Annotated in this window: 2 protein-coding genes and 1 pseudogene; all 3 read left to right on the top strand. The window is 30.7% G+C overall.

Going from position 1 to position 4,527, the window contains the following annotated elements; genetic code table 11:
* A pseudogene (locus LS81_RS11565) lies at positions 1-637 on the top strand (hypothetical protein); the annotation flags it as partial.
* A gap of 79 nt (positions 638-716) precedes the next feature.
* Positions 717-1,247 carry a hypothetical protein gene (locus tag LS81_RS10405; protein WP_034346869.1) on the top strand — a complete coding sequence of 177 codons (531 nt, stop codon included), beginning with the start codon at positions 717-719 and terminating at the stop codon, positions 1,245-1,247.
* A 2-nt stretch (positions 1,248-1,249) separates the two neighbouring features.
* Positions 1,250-4,527, top strand: a 3,278-nt coding sequence (locus tag LS81_RS10400; protein WP_138069932.1) for a hypothetical protein, incomplete at its 3' end; no start/stop codon positions are given.

Raw genomic sequence — 4,527 nt, 5'->3', positions numbered from 1 at the left:
ACCTAAAGAAAATACTTTTAAGATTAATGCTCCAGCTCCTAGTAATGCTAATACACAAAGCAAAGAAGCTTTAAGCTCTCAAATAGATATAACTATTCCCTCTTTAACTCTTATTACGCCTTATAGAGATTTAGAGGAATATTATTTCACACCAAGCACTTATGAAAATAGAGAATCTAAAGAACAATACATTTCTTCACAAAGTGGCTTTTATACGCCAAATGATACACTAGAGATAATACTACCTCCATTATCTAAAAACACAGATTATGCTAGATTAGATTCTAATCCTACTCTTACACCAATACTACAAGATATAAGCAAGATATATAATCCTATAATTTTTAGTTATAGAATCCTTACTCTAAGAATTGCCTACACAATTTATGAATACTTGCTTATTGTGCCAAAAACTATACCTAAATTCATAACTAAACTTTTAAAAGAACAAAGAGAGAAAGAAGAATTAGGTTATGGTTATGGGAGATTTATAGATTTAGGCAGGGATTACATGAGGGAGTGTAACATAGGGGAAGGAAAAAATGGGGACAATACAAAAATATCTTTACTCAATATACAAGGCAAAGTATTGCTAGCACCTAATGGGTGCGAAAGAGTAAGGGTTGGAGTGAGGTAGGGAAATAATCCAATGAATTGAAACATATGAACTTATGTTATAATATACAATTATAATCAGGGACAACAAGGAATACACGATGGCTTTTAAGATTAAATGTGAGAGTTGCGGAAGTACAATTCACAAGGTTTGGGATACACTCTCATTCTATCAAACTATCACAGATGGTGGAATAGTTGAGTGTAAGCAGTGTAAGGCACGATATAAGTCTAAATATCAGACTTCATTTTTTGATGGGCGTGTGAAATTAGCTTCATCTATAATGATTATTTTATTGATTGCTTTTGCATGGAATGACTTTTCACTGCCTTTTTCATTTAAGCAAGAACCCACACCTGATTTGAGAACTATGTATGCGAAACTTACAGGGACAGAACTTCCACAATCTAACTTTTTTTTGCCCATGGAACAAGATGAATGGAATACAATTGGTTTAGAGTTGCTTGCAGATAATGCAAACCCTTATGGAAACATCCTAATAACAATTTTAAGCATAATAGCTTTTGTTGCTGCGCTTAATATTCTTAATTTTATTGTGATATTTTTCATGCCATTGCGTAGGATTGATGTAAACGATGAATCATTTTGGGATATTAAACAAAAAGATTAAACATGAGTGAGAATAATATACTACTATCTACAAGTATCACTACTCCAAATACAAGTGATACTATGAGTGCAAATATAACTGTTATGCCCTTTACACAAGTAGGGGATAGTCTGCCAAATACCTTTACAACAGCGAAAGGTTTAATAAGCAGTAAAGTCATAGAAGAACATATTAAGCAAAGTCAACACAACAACTCAAAATTAGTAATGCTAAATGGCGATGAAGTGTCTGGTATCAATTTATGGCAATATGCAAATAAACTCTATGATATCTCACAAAAACATACAAACAATGATCTTAAAACAAAAGATGCAATTCAGGCGATACAAGATTCTATCGCAAAGATTACAAAAACACTGCAACAATCCAAAACTCAATACGAAAATGTATTTCAAGTCAATACATTAGATGGCATAGATATAAGTATCACCCAACACGTATTTAGCAATGGTAAAAAACAAATAAAGGAATTGCTTAAGGTTATAGACAAAGCCAAAGCAGATGCTACAATACTTGCTAACAATGAAGTAAATAAAATGCTTACTATGCTGATAGGAGCCAATGTGTATCTCTCTCATGCTAGCATAGTATTATATTTTGCTAATAAGTATTTGAGCAGAGGGGTTCTTCTATGGGTTATACGAATTTGTTTTAGCATCTCTCCACAAGGTGCAGTTTTATTCCTTATATTTATTACTCTGTCTAGTATATACAAGCTTATTACTAAAGATGATACATTAAAAATAAAGATTTATGAATTTTATTGCGTATTAAATGCTATTTTGCGTCAAGTTCATTATCACGATGGAACAATCAGTGCGCTTGTGAATTTTAATCAAAATATATCTGGCAATGTAATTATATTTGATGAAAGAGCGTTAAAATATCTTACTTCGCCTTTATCAAACCGTATAGATTCGCTTATAGACCCATCTATGTTAGACAAGGCTATAGTCTATAACCTTGATTTAGTAAGCATACAACCACAAACGCGCAACAATATAAATATCAGCATTACTTCACTACTTAAACAAAGTAATCTTATTGCTCGGTCTTCCCAAAACAATAAAAAACGATTGTTTGCATTCTCAACCTTTCCGAATATACAAGCAAAAGGTAGTTTAGGAGATAATGATATTATTAACACTTCAGCTTTTAAGCATCTCAAAAATATTGCTACGCAATTTAGCAATTTTTTATTTATTCAATCGCCCAATCTTACCTCTACTCTTACACTTGATATGGTCTTACAAAGCTTTAAAGTAAGTTCACAAAACAATAAGCCAATCAATAATAAATCTATACTCATAATAACTAATCCATTAGAAGTGATTTCTCCACATTACAAAATTTATGAATACATAAAATCACAATGCAATAGCACTATACAACATAATGTCGTATTTCTCAACGCAATCAATCCTATAGAGAAAAAAACTTTATTTGATAGGTTTAAAACAATAATTTTGACAAATTACAAGCATGTTGAAACAGCTTATAATAAGCAATATTATATTAAAGAAAAAATATATCCAGACAAGGCAGACAAAGTTAATACTTCGCTTACGAAATTTTGTAACAATCTTGATACTAAAGACATTCTTACTATTGCCGGTGAATTTAGTGCTATATCCGAGCTTATATTAGAGCAAAAACACCTATTTGATGAAGAGTTTTATAAAGAAGTTGCGTACGTAGAACAATACTGCAAAATAATATTAGATACTTTATTTGCTTTTGAGCAAATATTCTCTTGTTTTATTGATTTTCGTATCAAACAGGATAAAAATAATCAACTTGATGAGGAGAGTTTAGAAATCTTGAAAAATAAAGTAAGAGAGCAGATTAATAAACAAAATACTGCACTTTCAAAAACAGCTATTTATATTTCTCACATTATCAACAATGCTTATTTTTCAAATACACCAAATAATGAAATTCAATACCTTAATAATTTATTAACAAACCTCACACGTAATGACAGCTATCAAAAGTATAAAAAAATTATAGAGCAATACCAGTCTTATCCAAAAGAACAAAGATTTTCAAATACAATAAATATTTTTATACCCTTCCATAAAGATATATTCTTAGATTTTTTTAGCAAAGATGATTTTGAAGAGTTATGCAAATTTATGTTCTATTTGATAGATTTGGAAACAGGGGGAGTATTTTTATATTACACACATACCTGCTCACTTCTATCTAAACAAGTGGTCAATATATCAAAACAAGATTTGCAAAAGATAGTCACTAAAGATCTGTGGGAGAAATTCCAAAATTTTAACGAGGATAAAATAATAGAGTATCTCACAGATCATATACAAAATAAATTTGCAGCGTATCTTGCAGAACTCTCCATCAAGGATATACGAGATAAGCTAAAAGAGAATGTGCAAGACAATCACTGTAGCTCAGATACAATGTGTGACAGGATTACAAAAAATATCATCACTACAAATAATATCAATAGATTGGAAAAATTAATAAAAGTTATGGAGGATTATAATAAGAAAAATACAGAAGAAAAACTAAATATCGTCATACAAAGTTTTCAAGAAATCCAAAATTTACAAGACATGCAAATACCCACCTCATTAAATGATATCAAAAATACGCTACAACACTCCCTAAAATCAAACACCACACGAGCTTCAAGTATTGTTTTTGGTCTTTCAAAAAGCTTTACTAAAAAGGCACTTCCTCCTCTTGTGATATTTGAAATTTATACTTGGATACTTGACCAAATATTTCCCACTATCTCAAAAGAAGACTTAACGCGACAAATTACATTATTTATGCTAGGCATGAGAGGCAAAAAAGATAGTGAATATGCAAAATGGGAAAAAGGGAAGCCCTATTTTTATATCCCTAAAGATTTACATAAATCTCTTATCATAGGGGATTTTATGCACTCTCTCTTACTTGATAGCTCACTTGATATAGGATATTGCATTCATAACCCAAGCATAGGAGCATATACAAAGAATGAGGATGTAGCGCAAAAGCATTTTAAGGATGTGATAAGAAATAATCTCTATACCTATAACTCATCTTATTTTGATAATGCACAAGAAAATGAGTCTACAAAAATTTATAAAGAAGCTCATATCAAAGTCCATTCATATATAGACAATATACAATCTCAAAACACACATACAACGCAACAAACACAAACAAATTTTCAAAACCTTATCAATAAGCAACCTACGCAAACAAAGATTAAATACCAAAATCCCCAAAACAATGCAGTATATCAACGGGTGGGAGAAGAAACTAA

It is taken from the genome of Helicobacter trogontum, assembly GCF_000765905.2.
Lineage (GTDB): Bacteria > Campylobacterota > Campylobacteria > Campylobacterales > Helicobacteraceae > Helicobacter_A > Helicobacter_A trogontum.
The sequence above is the reverse complement of the archived record's forward strand: the minus strand, read 5'-3'. Positions and strand labels throughout refer to the sequence as shown.

Bases quoted from the DNA above. Each gene is read 5' to 3' on its own strand.
- LS81_RS10405 (WP_034346869.1), top strand. From the start codon at position 717: ATGGCTTTTAAGATTAAATGTGAGAGTTGCGGAAGTACAATTCACAAG.